Raw genomic sequence first — 16,564 nt, 5'->3', positions numbered from 1 at the left:
ATTTCAGGATTCAGCCTTAACTGCTTTAAAGCACTGAATGCAATACAACGAGATGACAAAATCATGATTTTATTGCAAACAGGGCTTAACTCATGGAACAGTTCTGCTATGCTAAAAGCCCACTTTAGCAAGGACGATTCACATGAGCGTGACCATTGGTACTCCCCTTCAATCTTCTGCTTTCAAGGTTTTGCTATTGGGTTCAGGGGAACTCGGTAAAGAGGTGGTAATTTCACTGCAACGCTTAGGCGTAGAAGTACATGCCGCCGATCGCTACGACAATGCGCCAGCCATGCAAGTCGCACATTATGCTTATACTTTAAACATGGCAGATGCCACAGAATTAAAACAACTGATTGAAAAAATTAAACCTAATTTAATTGTGCCTGAAATTGAGGCGATTGCGACATCAGTTTTACTTGAAATTGAAGCGCAAAATATTGCAACAGTGATTCCATCTGCCAAAGCGGTAAATTTGACCATGAACCGTGAAGGCATACGTCGTTTAGCTGCGGAAGAATTAGGTTTGCCGACATCCGCTTATCGCTTTGCCAATTCACTCGAATCTTTCCGCGCTGCATGTGATGACATTGGTTATCCAAACTTTGTGAAGCCTGTGATGTCATCTTCAGGCAAGGGACAATCGCGTGTCACCTGCTTTGATGAAGTTGATGCAGCTTGGGAATATGCCCAGACTGGCGGACGCGTCAATCAAGGCACTGTGATTGTTGAATCACAAATTGACTTCGATTTTGAAATTACCTTATTAACCGTACGTGCTAAAAATCCAGAAACTGGTGCGATTGAAACTTCATATTGCGACCCAATTGGTCACCGTCAAGATGCAGGCGACTATGTAGAAAGCTGGCAACCTCAAGCCATGAGTGATGCTGCCTTGACTGAAGCCAAACGAATTGCACACAAAGTGACTACTGCCTTAGGTGGTTGCGGTATTTTTGGTGTAGAGCTGTTTGTGAAAGGCGATAAAGTCTGGTTCAGTGAAGTCTCTCCACGTCCACACGACACAGGTTTGGTGACATTGGCTTCACAATTCCAAAGTGAATTCGAATTACATGCCCGCGCGATTTTAGGCTTACCTGTCAATACCACACGCCATAGCGTTGCAGCCAGTGCAGTGATTTATGCAGGTGTCGATGCAACAAATCTTTCATTTTCTGGCCTGAATCTTGCATTAGCACATCCCGATACAGATTTACGTATATTTGGCAAACCTGAAGGTTTTGAGCGTCGTCGTATGGGCGTTGCCACTGCACGAGCAGAAACCACAGAGCAAGCGCGTGAGCTAGCTCAGCATACTGCGGACACTGTTCGCGTACATTTAAACGAAAATCAAAATTAAGCTCGTCATTGCATAACGGAATTGTCCATGATCATTACATTACCCTTGCTGAATTATGTAAAAAGCAACCATGACATTCAGGCCATTAACCAATGGCGCACCGATGTCGAAAATCAGCTACAACAATGTTTTGAAAATGGACAATCCATTCGTGAAGTGATTTTGGCGCGTTCTAACCTGATTGATGAAGCGCTCACTTTCTTATGGCAACATGCTGAATTAGACAAAACCGATTTGAGCCTATTTGCAGTGGGCGGCTATGGGCGTAAAGAAATGCTGCCCTATTCCGATGTCGATATTATGGTGTTGTCGGAAGATGCAATCACATCAGAACAAGAACAACTTATTTCGACCTTTATTTCGTCTTTATGGGATGTTGGCAACTTCAAACCTGCCACCAGCGTGCGGACTATTCAAGACTGTGTGATTCAGGCAACCAGTGATTTAACTGTTGCAACTGCCTTGATTGAAGCGCGTTTAATTACAGGAAATCAGCAGCTTGCCAAATGGCCGCGTCGTATTGTTTCGCAAACTTGGACAGATAAAACCTTTTTTGATGCCAAAATGGAGGAGCAAAGCAAGCGTTACGCGCAGCACAATGACACCGAAAGTAATTTAGAACCTGATATTAAAAATGCTCCGGGCGGTATTCGTGACATCAACCAAATTGGCTGGATTGCCAAACGCCATTTTCGCGTCAATCGTATTTACGACTTGGTGCATTTAGGTTTTATTTCAGAATTTGAATTGGGTGTACTTGAAGAAGCCGAAAGCTTTTTATGGGAAATCCGTCATCATCTCCATCGTTTAACCAAACGTGATGAAAACCGTTTATTGTTTGATTATCAACGAGATATTGCAGCAACTTTTGGCTATGTTCGAGAAGAAGGTAAACCGCAAAATTACCCGATTGAACAATTTATGAAGCGTTATTATCGCTCTGCACAGCAAGTTTCCACTTTAAATGAAATGTTGCTGGCCTATTTTAATGAGTCGGTCATTACCCCGCGTTTGCCTAATTATGAACGTAACATTGAAGAAATTAATGAAAATTTTAAACTGGTCGATGGCAAACTTGCCGTGCAGCACCACAAAATTTTCTCAGAAAAACCAAGCGCAATTTTAGAAATTTTCTATTTATTGGCCAATCGTCCTGAAATTGAAGGAATTCGCGCACGAACACTGCGCCTGCTGACACTTGCAGCCAAGCGTATTGACCAAAGTTTCCGTGATGATCCAACGCATCAAGCGCTGTTTATGGCAATTTTGCGCTCACCGCACCGCTTGTATAATACCTTGGTGACTATGAAACGCTTAGGTGTATTGGGCAATTACATCCCCGCTTTTGGTCAAATTACAGGTTTAATGCAATACGACTTATTCCATATTTATACAGTCGATGCGCACATTTTACTATTACTCCGCAACTTAAGCCGCTTCAAAGAACCTGAATTAGCGAAAGATTTTCCTGTGGTCAGTTCGGTATTTCAGCGTTTAGCCCGTCGTGACATTATTTATTTGGCTGCGATTTTCCATGATATTGCTAAAGGTCGTCGTGGTGATCACAGTGAACTTGGTGCGGTAGATGCGATTGAGTTTTGCCGTAAACACGGATTTACTGAACGTGAATGTAACCTTGTGGCATGGTTAGTCAAAAATCACTTGTTGATGTCAGTCACAGCACAGAAAAAAGATATTTCTGACCCCGATGTGGTCAAGGAATTTGCCGAAAAAATGGGAGATATGGAGCATTTAGATTATCTCTATACCTTAACGGTTGCTGATATTAATGCGACTAATCCAACACTCTGGAACTCATGGCGTGCATCCTTAATGCGCCAACTTTATACGCAAGCGCGTGATGTCATTCGCTCAGGACTTGGGCGTCCCGTCGATTATCAAATGCTGATTGAAGACACCAAATTTGCGGCAAGCGAGTTACTGGTTAAAGATTTTGAACTCAGTGCTGTTGAAAAAGTCTGGCAAGAACTGGGCGATGAATACTTTATTAAAGAATCTGCCGATGAAATTGCATGGCATACCCGCGCGATTTTGGAGCATGGCGATAATCCTGCACCATTAGTGCTCATGCGCGCGCACCGAAAATCAGCACAAGACGCAGTACAAATCTTTATTTACACGCAAGACCAACCCAACCTATTTGCCACAACTGTCGCTATTTTAGACCGCATGAACCTTGACGTTCAGGATGCACGAATTATTACTGCGACCAAAGCCTTTAGTTTGGATACTTACGTGGTCTTAGACCGTTTTGGCACACTCTTAACAGACCCTGAACGTGAAGAAATGGTGATTGAGGCTTTAGTGAATGCCTTGAGCCAGTCAGATAAATATCCGGGTCTGATGCAACGCCGCATTCCGCGTCAATTACGTCATTTTGACATTGAAAATACAGTAGAAGTGACTTTCAATGCAGCGCTGAATCAAAACATGGTCGAAATTGCCACACTAGATCATCCCGGGTTACTCGCCAAAATTGGCGGCTTGTTTATGATGCAAGGCTTAGATATTCACTCCGCCAAAATTGCCACCCTGGGCGAACGTGCCGAAGATATTTTCTTCGTCACCAAAAAAGATGGCAACCCAATGACAAAATCTGAAGCAGATACCTTTGCAATCCAGCTCAAAGCTGCTTTAGATGAGGCCTCTAATCAGGTCTGTGGTCAACATTAACTCCAATTTACGGAACATCCATGAACTCAAGTTTGTCCTTATTACATCCTTACCCTTTTGAAAAGTTAAACAAACTATTTCAGGACGTACAACCTGCAAATTTGCCGTTAATTCCACTGTCTATTGGCGAACCTAAACATCCTGCACCTAAATTTGTCAAACAAGCCATTATTGATAATTTTCAGCATTTATCGACTTATCCGAACAGCAAAGGTCTGCCTGAATTACGTCACAGCATTGCCCATTGGCTGACACAACGCTTTCATTTAAAACAAGTTAACCCAGACACTCAAGTTCTCCCCGTTTCAGGTACACGTGAAGCGATTTTTTCCTTTGTACAAGCCTTGATTCGACGTGAAGATGCGCCTTATGTAGTGATGCCCAATCCGTTTTATCAAATTTATGAAGGGGCAACTTTATTGGCAGGTGCTCAACCCTATTTCATCAATTGCACCGAAGACAATAATTACTTGGGTGATTTTGATGCTGTACCTGCAAAAGTCTGGGAAAAAACTGCTTTATTATTTGTCTGTACACCGGGAAATCCAACAGGTGCTGTCCTTTCAAAAGAACAATTTAAAAAGCTGATTGCCCTGTCAGATCAATATAATTTTGTCATTGCATCTGATGAATGTTATTCAGAATTATGGTTTGACCAAGCGCCTACAGGTTTACTGGAAGTCTGTGCCGAACTTGGACGCGATGACTACAAAAATTGCATCGTATTCCATTCTTTGTCTAAACGCTCAAACTTACCCGGCATGCGTTCAGGCTTTGTTGCGGGCGATGCCAACTTATTAAAACCTTATTTGCAATATCGTACCTATCATGGTGCGGCAATGCCTGTACAACATCAATTGGCATCTATTGCAGCTTGGGATGATGAACAGCACGTTGAAGATAATCGTCAACAATATCGCGCCAAGTTTGAATTATTCCAAACGGAACTTGGGCATTTACTGCCATTAAAAAAACCAGATGCAGGTTTTTATTACTGGCTCAAAGTCGACCATGATGAAAATTTTGCCAAAATATTGATGGAAAAAGCCCATATTAAAGTGCTGCCAGGTCGGTATTTATCTCGTGAAACCGCACAAGGTAACCCGGGTGAAAACCATGTTCGCTTAGCTTTGGTTGCAGATTTGGCGCAATGTGAACAAGTAATTCAACGTCTTAAAGCGATTTTATAAGTTAATGATTTCAATTAAATTTAAGGCGATCATCTGATCGCCTTAATTATCTTACTTGCACAAGCGCAAGCCTTTATCGTAAAGCCTTTTCAATTTCCGCCTGCAAATCTTCAGGTTTTGTGGTCGGAGCAAAACGGTTCAACACCTTGCCATCTTTGCCAATTAAAAACTTGGTGAAATTCCATTTAATTCCGTTGCCCAAAATACCTTTACTGTTATTGGTCAGGTAACGGAAAATCGCATGTGCTTCAGGCCCTTTCACATCAATTTTGCTAAACATTGGAAAACTGACACCATAGTTTTTTTGGCAGAAGCTCCCAATTTGCTCATTGGAACCTGGATCTTGCCCACCAAACTGATTGCACGGAAAGCCCAAAACTTCAAGACCTTGGTCTTTATATTGTTGGTATAACTTTTCCAAACCCGCAAATTGAGGCGTAAAACCACACTTGCTGGCTGTATTTACAATCAACAAAACCTTCCCTTCATAATCGCTAAAGGCTTTATTTTGTCCATCTAACAACTCAGCTTCAAACTGATAAATGTTGGTCATGGATAATTTCCCTCATCATTTTTTTCTTGTGTTTTGAGTTCTAAAGAAGCCGAATTGACACAATAGCGCAATCCTGTTGGCTGTGGACCATCATCAAAAACATGCCCTAAATGTGCGTCACAATGATGACAAACAATCTCAGTACGCTGCATGCCATGCGAACCATCCTGATGTTCTTCAATCACCCCAGGCTGGATTGGACGATAGAAACTTGGCCAACCGCTACCGCTGTCATATTTTGTTTCAGATGAGAATAGCGCTGTACCGCAACAACGACAGGTATAAATCCCCTCTTGTTTAGTATTCCAATATCTCCCCGTAAAAGCAGGCTCCGTGCCTTTTTGACGTGTAATCCGAAATTCCTCTGGTGATAACTCTCTTTGCCATTCTCGGTCTGTTTTATTGAGTTTTCCCATCACTAACTCCTTTAAATCTTTGACATTCAGTGTCATGCTTCAGTACTTCCATTTTTACGCTAGACCTTGCAAAATATCTAGCTAAATTTCAGCATAGATTGTGATATTTCAGTAATCTATAATTTATTTATCTTCTAATCATTGGATGGAACTATGTCCGTACTAGGTAACACGACTCCGCGCGAAATAAAAAAATCATCAAAACTTGAGCATGTATGCTACGACATTCGCGGACCTGTGTTACGAGCGGCCAATGAAATGGAAGAGGCCGGTCATAAAATTATTAAACTGAATATTGGCAACCCTGCCCCATTCGGTTTTGAAGCGCCACAGGAAATTATTAATGATGTCGCATTGAACTTGCCTAATGCGATTGGTTATACCGACTCCAAAGGGATTTTCCCTGCGCGTAAAGCGATTTGTCAGTACTATCAGCAAAAAGGCATTTTCGATATGCATGTCAATGATGTGTATATTGGCAACGGCGTGTCTGAACTGATTGTTATGGCGATGCAAGGCTTGTTAGACGATGGCGATGAAATGCTGGTACCAATGCCTGACTACCCGCTTTGGACTGCGGCAGTGAATTTATCGGGCGGTACTGCTATTCACTACAAATGTGATGAAGAAAACTTTTGGTATCCAGACATTGCCGATATGGAAAGCAAAATCACGCCAAATACGCGCGGTATTGTCATTATTAACCCGAATAACCCAACGGGTGCGGTTTATCCACGTCATGTGTTGGAACAAATTGTAGCATTGGCAAAAAAATATGACTTAATTTTATTTGCCGATGAGATTTACGACAAAATTATTTATGACGGCATTGAGCATGTTGCGGTTGCAGCTTTAGCGGGTGATCAGCTTTGTATTTCATTCAATGGCTTGTCTAAATCGTATCGCATTGCAGGCTTCCGTTCAGGCTGGATGGCGATTACAGGCGATAAATCACGCGCTGCAGACTACATTGAAGGTTTAGACATGTTGGCGTCTATGCGCTTGTGTGCCAACCATCAGGCGCAGTACGCGATTCAAACAGCATTGGGTGGTTATCAGTCTATCAATGACTTGATTCGTCCGGGTGGTCGTTTATACGAACAACGTAACATTGCATGGGAAATGCTGAACGACATTCCTGGCGTGTCTTGTGTCAAACCTGAGGGTGCAATGTATTGCTTCCCGAAACTTGATCCAAACGTCTATCCAATTGAAGATGACGAAAAGTTAATGCTCGATTTACTCAAAGCAGAAAAAGTTTTATTGGTTCAAGGTACAGGTTTTAACTGGCCAACGCCTGATCATTTCCGTGTCGTGTTCTTGCCTGCAGAAAATGAATTACGTGAAGCAATGACACGTTTAGGTCGTTTCTTGGCAAAAATCCGCTAAGATCAAACCGAATCTCTGTTTTAAAATGCCGTGTTGATCACGGCATTTTTTATGGATTTGATTTTTATTTCTATTTTATCTTTACATCTCTTGTTCATCATCAAGTGGTCACATAGCAAAGCGATACTCAGACACTTGGGGATACACTTTTACACGCCCGCAAAAGCATGCTGTAATAGCCACAAGCGATTAAGTTTCAGGAATTGAGCATGCACTACCAAGTCCATCTTATTGATGCGCAAAAACCATCACAAAACTATATTTGGTTGCTTGAACATTGTGCCAGCAAACAAGTGGTGGTGGTTGACCCTACCGATGCCAAACCTGTTGAAGATTTTTGCCAAAATCATGGTTTAGAGATCGCGCAAATTTGGTTGACGCATTGGCATCAAGATCATATTGGCGGTGTGCCTGAACTCATTGCAGAACGTAATTTACCTGTTTATGGGCCACGTGAAGAATTGAGCAAAATTCCGTTTATCACGCATCCTTTACAAAACCAAGACCATATCAATTTTCATGATTTACAGGTCGATGTTATTGCCGTTCCGGGACATACCTTGGGGCATATTGTGTATTTTATAGATGCGTTGGATGTATTGTTCTGTGGCGACACTTTATTTGCGATGGGCTGTGGGCGTGTTTTTGAAGGTACATATTTGCAAATGTATCAATCTTTAAACCGCTTGGCAGCGCTGCCTCCGCGTACCCGAGTATATTGCACCCATGAATATACATTGGCGAATGCACAATTTGCACTGCATGTAGAACCCGACAATGTTGCCATTCAAGAGCGTTATCAACAAATTGAAAGTTTACGCATGCTTAATCAACCCACTTTGCCAAGCAGCATCGAACTAGAACTGGAAACCAATCCATTTTTAAGAGCCGAAAGTGTCGAAGAATTTCAGAAATTACGTGAACTCAAAGACAACTTTTAAATTGATGCTTTGATCATAAAGCATCTGATATTTCTCTCGGATTATAAAATCTGATTACTGGCAGCAAACTCATCTAATTGAGTTTGCGTCACCACACACACAGCATTCATTTCATCGACCCGCACCAAAAGTAAATTGGACAATGCAGGCTGATAACGGCGTGCGCTGCCAAAAGGCGTATAAGCCACTTTGGATTGCGAGGAAAACAGTAACCAATCTTCATGCCCAAGCATCACAGCAAAAGGCTCTAGCCCTTGATTTTGCATCTGCTTCACTATGTACTCAGCCTGCTGTTGGATTGTTTGTGCAGTCATGTTTATTTTCCAAATCTTCAAACTCAACCATAGTATAAGCTAATGTCCATTTGGTGCCGACATGCTCCACACTGATATGCATTGCGCTAAATTAAAGCTTTGCATGAAAAATGGATAATCCCCATATGTTCATGCTGAAAATAAATACAGCCTAAAACTAAAAATCATTAACAAAATATTTCTAAGTCATCTTTTGGCAATATATCTAAGACCTTAAAATTAATTACGCCACCTCAGTTAAAATAATAAATATCAATAACTTACAAATAAATAATTCTTTTAAAATATTCTAATTGCTTAAAAGGACTTTAGATTTCTAAAAATCAGTGAAAAAAATGTCAAAGAAATACATTTCTGCCCTTTAAAAATTCAAGAAATATCCCTATTAATAATTAAATAAATGGATAGGAGTTCTCTCGTGAAAAAAGTTGTTAAAGCAAAAAATTTAATTGCGTTTCGTATTTGGTTAGAAAAATTAGGTTATTCAGTCAAAAATTTGGCGGATGGTCACGGTTTCACATTTAGCTTTCAAAAAGAATATGGTTTGGTCACTTGCGAGCTTTCTGGTAATGCTTTAGCAATGAAATTAGGCGAGGAATTTGAAGACCATTTAAAAGCATAAGTACTTATACAATATAGATAAGTATGCGATAACGGTTGAACTTGATAGGATGCAAAAATAAAAATTCAAATCGTATTTCATCAACACTTAAAGATGATCTTGCCCATAACCTGTTTATGGGCTTTTTTTTTATACTGAACTTTAAATCTTAAAATACATCTAAGCCTTGTCAAAGAGATGCAATGATTTAAAGCTAAAATAACAGGCAATAAAAAAGCAAGGTCATTGCCTTGCTCTTTAATGTATGGTGGGGACGGAGAGACTCGAACTCTCACACCTCGCGGCGCTGGAACCTAAATCCAGTGCGTCTACCAATTTCGCCACGTCCCCAACATCGGGTACCAACTGAGTTGTTGGATTTTAATTTGGCAGAGGATCAAGGATTCGAACCTTGACGAACGGTTTTGGAGACCGTCATGCTACCATTACACCAATCCTCTGTAACTTAAAATCAAGCTGACTTGATATTTAAGTGGTGGGGACGGAGAGACTCGAACTCTCACACCTCGCGGCGCTGGAACCTAAATCCAGTGCGTCTACCAATTTCGCCACGTCCCCGATGGCTGTGTATATTATAGAGATCACTTCCTGATGACAAGCCTTTTTTATAAAAAAGCACAATGACTGTTTAAATAAAAAACAAAAAACTATTTTTTGATTTTTTCTTAAGCATATTCAGCCACTAAGCCATAATTTCAACTCTGCAATACTCGTTGCACGCTGCGAATAGGACTTTGCCAACATGTGATTCAGCAGTGGTAAAAATGCTTGTAGATGCGTAGAAAGTTGGATATGCAATCTTTGACAATGTAAATACGCCCAATCGTGGTAACTATTTGCCTGCAAGCGTTGTTGCGTTAACCATTCATAAAAAATAATGCCTAAAGCATAAATATCACTTTGTGCAGTTTTGAGCTGTCCGTGAAATAATTCTGGTGCCATATAACGTGGCGTTGCAGTCATCCCCTGACATTGAATATCTGCAATTTGCTGTACTTGCTCAAAATCTAACAGTTTGATTTGCCCATCCAACTGCACAATATGTTCAGCTTTTAAGTCAGCATGAATCCAACCTAATTGATGTAATGCTTCCACTGCTTCAAAGACACGCAAAAATATGTGTTTAATCGCTTCTGTATATTCAGGTAAATTACCCATCACAAAAACAGCTTGCGCTTCAGGTAAAATTAAAGCACGTGAATAGACCTGTGAATAATGCGATGAAATGTCATGTGAATTACCCTGCGACTGAATATGAATGGGTGCAGCATCCATCAATTCACATGGCAATAAAAAAGATAAATATGATGATTGCGCGTACTGTTTATAAAAGTTCCATTCTTGTGCAAAACCCTGCTCTACTGTCGCATGAACACCTTGTTGTTGGGCTTTCAGCCAATAAAACTGCCCTTGATGTTCAAAACGATAGATATGCCGACCATATTGCAAACTTTGCGCTTTACTGCGCAGCTCGAACTGCGCAGTATCTAACTGTTGAACATCCAAATTTAAAACATTAAACAACACTTGCGCCAGTGCGCATTTCTGCTGCGACTTCGGTGGATACCTCTATTTGTGGTACATTTAATAACTCTAAGCAATGTTGCAAAGTTTTACCGACACGTGCATGTGTTTCAATTGATGAAATTTTCGGCCAAGTCGCACGCTCGCCTTCACGCTGTAAAATTTTAAATAAATGTGGTTTCGGGTTTTGCAACATATAGCTGTAATGACGCAGGTTATAGCTTCCTACAATATTCACATCACCATAATAGCGTTGATCGACAATACCATAGCCATGATCTAGCAAACGACGCACAGGCGGTACAGCTCCTGCTCGCTCACGCACAAAATCCATTACCCCACGACTAATGACTTTGCCCTGACGACGAATAATCCGTTCTGGCCAACTCAGCATATCTTTACGATAGCGCTTAATATCATCCTGCATAAAAGGCACTACATGCGGATTGACCTGACTGGCGATGGTGTAATTAATATTATACAAACGCGCCATTTTTTCCTGCGGGAAATCACTACGCACACTGCCATCCACCCAACGGGTTTTACCCATATATGGAGTGTGTTCGCCATCATAACGCTTGTTGGTTAAACGTACTGGTGGAAATAAAATTGGCACAGCACACGAGGCCAACACCGCACTCCAAACCAACAAATCTGGCGCAGTGAAGCTGTTCATAATGCGTGAGTCTTGCGATGCATCATAAGGCGCAACCGCCACATTAATATGCAAACCTGATTTTTGAAAAGCTTCTTCAAACGTGGTATCGCCCAAGTTTTTGATCAGGAATTTTTTTAAATAATGCACATCGGCAATTCCACCATTGCCTTTAAGAATTTCGCGCATTTGTCTAAACTGAAATGCTTCGTGGAAAAATGACTCACCACCCAAAATATGCTGTACTTCTTCAGGTTTTGCGATGCCTAGCATTGCAGTCATTATTGCACCCGCGCTCGAACCCGACAGCACTTTAGGCATTAAATCCTGTTCAAGTAAGGCCTTACAAACACCTGTATGAAACAAACCTAGCGTTGCCCCACCAGAGAACATCAAGGCAGGTTGTCCGTATGCAGTTTGGCATTGCTGAAAAAACTCTATTTTTTCTACTTTGGTTAAAGCCTGACATTCATCTGAAGCGACAAAAGCCAAACTTTTACTGACTTCATCCACATAATCTTCAATAATTTTTTTAGTACCCACATAGGTTGCAGTAAACAACATCGGATGGGCAATATTGGCGATGTCAAAAGTTAAACCTTCACGCAAAATATAAATTAAATCGTGACTGCGTTCGGTGGTGCGATAACGGCGTAATAAATTTAAACGATGCGAGATAATTTCCGCATCAAAATATGGCGAACTGTTGTCATATTTCCATTCTTGCGCACCAGTTTCTTCATCTATACGAATGGCAATACTTTTCCATTCTTCATACGATTCGGCATTTTGAATTTGGCGCTTGAGTTTTTTTATGCGATAGGCTTGATGCGGATTAACATCTTCGGTGAAATCTTTAAATAACATAGCATTCCTCAATCCGTTGGTTTATTCGCAGCACTACGCTTGCCTATGCCTACTATACACAACAATATCTAAAAAATTGTAATACGCGTCAATGACTCGATTCACACTTTGATTGTCAAATCTAGGTCAATTGCGCTAGTCTTAAAGTGTAGCAATCTGATCTGCATTTTTTAAGCTGAATTATCATGGCAAACCTAGATTTACCCGACAACATCTTATTATCACTTTCTCATGTACTCCAACAACTACAGCAAAGTTTACCTGCTTTAAAACAAGAAACCGACTTTTCCGCCATCGCATTCAAATGGCAAGATCGACAATTGATAGCGATTCAACAACCCAAAAAAATTGATTTAGATGATTTAAAAGGCATCGAAAAGCAAAAAGAAAAAGTCATTCAAAACACCTTGCAGTTTTTAAATGGCTTACCTGCCAATGATGTGTTACTTACAGGCTCACGCGGTACGGGAAAATCATCTATTGTACGTGCCCTATTGACCGAGTATGCCAATCAAGGATTACGTTTAATTGAAATTGAACGCGATGATTTGTCTGAATTGCCAGAAATTCAAAAAATCATTCAGCATCGTCCTGAAAAATTTATTGTCTACTGTGATGATTTAGCTTTTAACGCAGAAGATGAAAATTATCGTAGTTTAAAAAGTGTTTTAGACGGTTCATTACAATCAGGTTCCAGTAATTTTATTATTTATGCAACCAGTAACAGACGTCATCTATTACCTGAATTTATGCATGAAAATACACCTGTCACTCGTGTAGATGTACCGCAATATACTGAGTTGCATCCTCAAGAAGCAATTGAAGAGAAAATTTCACTGTCTGATCGCTTTGGTCTATGGCTGTCGTTTTATCCAATGGATCAAAATCTATATTTAGAAATTGTGGAGCATTATTTACACAAAGCCGAAATGCCAATGACTGCCGAAGTACGTGCAGAAGCATTAAGATGGTGTCAGGCACGTGGACAGCGTTCAGGGCGTGCTGCCTATCAATTTTCTAAACACTGGATTGGCTCGCAGCAACTTAAAGCACTTTAAATATTTTAATGGGTTGTTTGCATATAGAAGATAGTCAGCAACCCACTCTATTTAAACGCGCTAAATGACTGAGCGACTACTGACCTTGTTCTGCAGCAATCCGTGCCAATGTGTCTTTATAAAATTCTTCGCCATGCGCCTGCATTTCTGCCACAGTCGGCTCTCCTACATATACTTCTTGCGGTGCTGTCGCTTCAGGTGTGATAGCCGAAGGATGAGTTGCTGCAGTAGTCAAACGAGTCGGTACTTCGACCTGTTGGGCTGTCACTGAACTCGGCTGATTTTCTGTACTATTTATATTTTGCTGTATTGACTCAGCGCCCTCGCAAGCGGTCAATACCATCATCCCCATCACACAAATAATGCAAAATGTATTTTTAAATCGCATGTTTATCTCAATTGGTTTTATATTAAATATCTACCAAAAATCATAGTTTAAAGTTGCAAACACAACAATTGGACAGGATTCACAGATTTAAATACTGCTGTCAGCTACTTTATAGATTTCTATAAATTGTAGGATGAGTGCACAAAAAAAATAAAGCAGTTCTATTTGAAACCAATACGTGAAATAAAGTTTGGGATAGAATATGACTATAAAACTTCAAAAAAATTAAAAATATTTATATTGCAATTATTTAATTTTACTTAATAAGATCAACTTTAGTCCATTGTATTATTTTATGAACCCATTATTCGCTTAAGATGCAATCTCTTTAAAACAAACAACGGTTAAAAAATAATGTTTAAATTTAAAAATTTGTTAATTACAGTAAGTTTAATTACAACGCTTACAGCATGTACACAAGTGAAAACGCAAGAGTATTATGCCGAGAACTTAGATGAAGCTAAAAAAGTTTTGCAGAAGTGCGAAGAAATGGCCAATCAAGGTAAATCACTAGAAGGTAAAAAATTAGAAAACTGTACAAATGCAGGGAATGCTGTGATGCAAGGCATGATGAAAGATCTTACCAAAGGTTTAATGGACGCAGTTCGCTAAGTCTTAAGTATTCGTTTCTAATATTAATGTAAAAATTTAGCATATAAAGTCAGAGGCAGATTATTGCCTCTGATTGATTTTATGCTACGAACAACTTAACCCGCAGTTGGATTGGTAAGCTCCGTCATCGGCCAACGTGGTGTAGTCGTAACCGATAAACCATCTTGCTGCCCTGCTTTTAAACGCTGATAGCCCGCAAAAGCAATCATTGCACCATTGTCGGTGCACAATGCAGGTTCTGCATAATAAACCGTTGCACGAATTTTAGCTAAATCTGCTTCTAAACGCTCACGTAACCGAGTATTTGCACTCACCCCACCCGCGATCACCAAGCGTTTTAAACCTGTTTGTTTTAAAGCTTTTACCGATTTTTTCACCAAAGTATCAACAATCGCTTCTTGGAAACTTGCCGCAATATCGGCATCACGGTTTTCATCACCTAACTTTTTCATTTGTACTGAAACCGCAGTTTTTAAACCGCTAAATGAAAATTCTAAGCCTTGGTGCAACATTGGACGTGGAAATTCAAAAGCTTTGGCATCGCCTTGTTCAGCTAGTTTGGCGATATTTGGCCCACCCGGATACGGTAAACCCATCATTTTGGCAACTTTGTCAAAAGCCTCGCCTGCAGCATCATCAATCGACTCGCCTAACAATTCATATTGGCCAATGCCATAAGCTGCCATGAGCTGTGTATGTCCACCCGAAACCAATAAAGCGACAAACGGAAATTCTGGCGGTGTCGCAGACAATAATGGTGCAAGCATGTGCCCTTCCATGTGATGCACCCCAATTGCAGGTTTATTTAAGGCAAAAGCTAAAGTTCGTCCAAATAATGCGCCTGTCATGAGTGCGCCCATTAGCCCCGGCCCACGGGTATAAGCCACTGCATCAATTTCAGATTTTTTGACTTGGCTCTGCTCAAGCAATTGATTGATTAAAGGAATAAGTTTGCGCACATGGTCACGTGAAGCCAGTTCGGGTACCACACCACCATACTCTGCATGCAATTTAATTTGGCTATACAGTACTTGCCCGCGCAAACCTAACTCGCTGTCATACAGTGCAAGTCCTGTTTCATCACAAGATGTTTCTAAGCCTAAAACGATCATTAAATTGCCTATAACCTGTATCAATTCTATTGCGAAACCTATTATAGACTTGTGATATGAGATGTAAATGAGTAAAATACTGACCTTCACTTGTGATCGTGGGCAATTTCGCCCAGATCTTATCCATAACTTAATGAGGATTCTTCATGCCACAAGTTAAATTGAAAGAAGGCGAACCAGTAGACGTAGCTATCCGTCGTTTCAAACGTTCTTGCGAAAAAGCAGGTGTTTTAGCTGACGTACGTAAGCGTGAATTCTACGAAAAACCAACTCAAGAACGTAAGCGCAAAAAAGCTGCTGCTGTTAAACGCTACCAAAAGAAATTGGCGCGTGAATCAGTACGTACTACTCGCCTTTACTAATTAATTTGTGATTGCCTGTCTGGATTAAATGATGACGACTTTAAAAAACCAAATTACTGACGTTTTGAAAGCGACAATGCGCGCCAAAGAAATGGATAAGTTAACGGTAATTCGTAGTCTACAGGCGGCAATTAAGCAAATCGAAGTCGATGAGCGCAAAGAGCTTGACGATGCTCAGGTTCTTGCGGTCATTGAAAAGCAAATTAAACAACGTAAAGAATCGGTTAAAGCCTTTGAAGGCGCTGGCCGAGAAGATTTAGCTAGTAAGGAACAAGCCGAAATTGAGGTGTTATCTCAGTTTCTACCAGAAGCTATGACTGAGGAAGAACTTGATTCCATGATTGCGCAAACCATTGAAGCGCAACAAGCTACTAGCATGAAAGATATGGGTAAGGTGATGAACTCTCTGCGTCCGCTCATAGCCGGGCGCGCCGATCCTGCTCAAGTATCTGCCAAAATTAAAGCCAAATTAAGCTAATTAGCTCACCCCAAATTTGTGCTTCTCCG

Annotated in this window: 17 protein-coding genes and 3 tRNA genes; 10 read left to right on the top strand and 10 right to left on the bottom strand. The window is 40.7% G+C overall.

Going from position 1 to position 16,564, the window contains the following annotated elements; all coding sequences use genetic code 11:
- Positions 1–142 precede the first annotated feature (142 nt).
- Genes purT through dapC form a run of 3 tightly spaced genes read left to right on the top strand, consistent with a single transcriptional unit; the run spans position 143 to position 5,244 of the window.
- Positions 143–1,360, top strand: coding sequence for a formate-dependent phosphoribosylglycinamide formyltransferase (purT, locus tag FTU09_RS10410; protein WP_180080225.1), 1,218 nt, complete (start codon positions 143–145; stop codon positions 1,358–1,360).
- 27 nt (positions 1,361–1,387) lie between these two features.
- Positions 1,388–4,054: a [protein-PII] uridylyltransferase gene (glnD, locus tag FTU09_RS10405; RefSeq protein WP_180080222.1), complete on the top strand. Its 2,667-nt coding sequence runs from the start codon at positions 1,388–1,390 to the stop codon at positions 4,052–4,054.
- Positions 4,055–4,074: 20 nt separating this feature from the next.
- Positions 4,075–5,244 carry a succinyldiaminopimelate transaminase gene (gene dapC / locus FTU09_RS10400; RefSeq protein WP_004971444.1) on the top strand — a complete coding sequence of 390 codons (1,170 nt, stop codon included), beginning with the start codon at positions 4,075–4,077 and terminating at the stop codon, positions 5,242–5,244.
- Positions 5,245–5,317: 73 nt separating this feature from the next.
- Here the strand turns inward: dapC and FTU09_RS10395 are convergent, their stop codons facing one another.
- Both FTU09_RS10395 and msrB read right to left on the bottom strand, forming a co-directional pair.
- Entirely contained in the window at positions 5,318–5,797 is a 480-nt protein-coding gene (locus FTU09_RS10395) for a glutathione peroxidase (protein WP_096902294.1), read from the bottom strand.
- Positions 5,794–6,213, bottom strand: a complete 420-nt coding sequence (gene msrB, locus FTU09_RS10390; protein ID WP_096902313.1) for a peptide-methionine (R)-S-oxide reductase MsrB — start codon at positions 6,211–6,213, stop codon at positions 5,794–5,796. Before msrB ends, FTU09_RS10395 begins: the two co-directional genes overlap by 4 nt.
- A 153-nt stretch (positions 6,214–6,366) precedes the next feature.
- Between msrB and FTU09_RS10385 the strand changes: the two genes are divergently transcribed.
- Both FTU09_RS10385 and gloB read left to right on the top strand, forming a co-directional pair.
- Positions 6,367–7,602 (top strand): pyridoxal phosphate-dependent aminotransferase, encoded by a 1,236-nt coding sequence (locus tag FTU09_RS10385; protein ID WP_004971448.1) that lies wholly within the window; start codon positions 6,367–6,369, stop codon positions 7,600–7,602.
- A gap of 209 nt (positions 7,603–7,811) precedes the next feature.
- The gene (gene gloB, locus FTU09_RS10380) at positions 7,812–8,543 is read left to right on the top strand and encodes a hydroxyacylglutathione hydrolase (protein WP_131261331.1); all 732 of its coding nucleotides are present in this window, start codon (positions 7,812–7,814) and stop codon (positions 8,541–8,543) included.
- Between the two features lie 41 nt (positions 8,544–8,584).
- Here gloB and FTU09_RS10375 read toward each other — a convergent pair whose 3' ends face one another.
- On the bottom strand, positions 8,585–8,857 hold the full coding sequence (locus FTU09_RS10375) for a hypothetical protein (RefSeq protein ID WP_180080219.1): 273 nt from the start codon (positions 8,855–8,857) through the stop codon (positions 8,585–8,587).
- 418 nt (positions 8,858–9,275) lie between these two features.
- On the opposite strand from FTU09_RS10375, the gene FTU09_RS10370 reads away from it, so the two are divergent.
- Entirely contained in the window at positions 9,276–9,479 is a 204-nt protein-coding gene (locus tag FTU09_RS10370) for a hypothetical protein (protein ID WP_004971452.1), read from the top strand.
- Positions 9,480–9,724: 245 nt separating this feature from the next.
- Here FTU09_RS10370 and FTU09_RS10365 read toward each other — a convergent pair.
- The 5 genes from FTU09_RS10365 to FTU09_RS10345 all read right to left on the bottom strand — a co-directional run bounded on the left by FTU09_RS10365 (position 9,725) and on the right by FTU09_RS10345 (position 12,525).
- Positions 9,725–9,809, bottom strand: a tRNA-Leu gene (locus FTU09_RS10365).
- 36 nt (positions 9,810–9,845) lie between these two features.
- Positions 9,846–9,919: transfer RNA gene (locus FTU09_RS10360), tRNA-Trp, on the bottom strand.
- Between the two features lie 33 nt (positions 9,920–9,952).
- Positions 9,953–10,037 (bottom strand) — tRNA-Leu (locus FTU09_RS10355).
- A gap of 117 nt (positions 10,038–10,154) precedes the next feature.
- Positions 10,155–11,006, bottom strand: a complete 852-nt coding sequence (locus tag FTU09_RS10350) for a protein kinase (RefSeq protein ID WP_004971453.1) — start codon at positions 11,004–11,006, stop codon at positions 10,155–10,157.
- A complete protein-coding gene (locus tag FTU09_RS10345; protein ID WP_131261332.1) occupies positions 10,996–12,525 on the bottom strand; it encodes a DUF3336 domain-containing protein in 1,530 nt (509 codons plus the stop codon). Before FTU09_RS10345 ends, FTU09_RS10350 begins: the two co-directional genes overlap by 11 nt.
- Before the next feature lie 185 nt (positions 12,526–12,710).
- Here FTU09_RS10345 and FTU09_RS10340 point away from each other — a divergent pair, with 185 nt between their 5' ends.
- Positions 12,711–13,583, top strand: a complete 873-nt coding sequence (locus FTU09_RS10340) for an ATP-binding protein (protein ID WP_179988429.1) — start codon at positions 12,711–12,713, stop codon at positions 13,581–13,583.
- 76 nt (positions 13,584–13,659) lie between these two features.
- On the opposite strand, the gene FTU09_RS10335 is transcribed toward FTU09_RS10340, so the two are convergent.
- Complete coding sequence (locus FTU09_RS10335) at positions 13,660–13,971, bottom strand: hypothetical protein (protein WP_004971456.1); 312 nt, start codon at positions 13,969–13,971, stop codon at positions 13,660–13,662.
- Positions 13,972–14,325: 354 nt separating this feature from the next.
- On the opposite strand from FTU09_RS10335, the gene FTU09_RS10330 reads away from it, so the two are divergent.
- Positions 14,326–14,583: an EexN family lipoprotein gene (locus FTU09_RS10330; RefSeq protein ID WP_004971457.1), complete on the top strand. Its 258-nt coding sequence runs from the start codon at positions 14,326–14,328 to the stop codon at positions 14,581–14,583.
- 95 nt (positions 14,584–14,678) lie between these two features.
- Here the strand turns inward: FTU09_RS10330 and tsaD are convergent, their stop codons facing one another.
- Positions 14,679–15,695 carry a tRNA (adenosine(37)-N6)-threonylcarbamoyltransferase complex transferase subunit TsaD gene (gene tsaD, locus FTU09_RS10325; RefSeq protein ID WP_004971458.1) on the bottom strand — a complete coding sequence of 339 codons (1,017 nt, stop codon included), beginning with the start codon at positions 15,693–15,695 and terminating at the stop codon, positions 14,679–14,681.
- Between the two features lie 146 nt (positions 15,696–15,841).
- On the opposite strand from tsaD, the gene rpsU reads away from it, so the two are divergent.
- Together rpsU and FTU09_RS10315 are read left to right on the top strand one after the other, a co-directional pair.
- Positions 15,842–16,057, top strand: coding sequence for a 30S ribosomal protein S21 (gene rpsU / locus FTU09_RS10320; RefSeq protein WP_001136722.1), 216 nt, complete (start codon positions 15,842–15,844; stop codon positions 16,055–16,057).
- A gap of 31 nt (positions 16,058–16,088) precedes the next feature.
- Positions 16,089–16,535 carry a GatB/YqeY domain-containing protein gene (locus FTU09_RS10315; protein ID WP_096902523.1) on the top strand — a complete coding sequence of 149 codons (447 nt, stop codon included), beginning with the start codon at positions 16,089–16,091 and terminating at the stop codon, positions 16,533–16,535.
- Positions 16,536–16,564: the final 29 nt, after the last annotated feature.

This window comes from Acinetobacter sp. YH12058 (genome assembly GCF_013419805.1).
GTDB lineage: Bacteria > Pseudomonadota > Gammaproteobacteria > Pseudomonadales > Moraxellaceae > Acinetobacter > Acinetobacter towneri.
The sequence above is the reverse complement of the archived record's forward strand: the minus strand, read 5'-3'. Positions and strand labels throughout refer to the sequence as shown.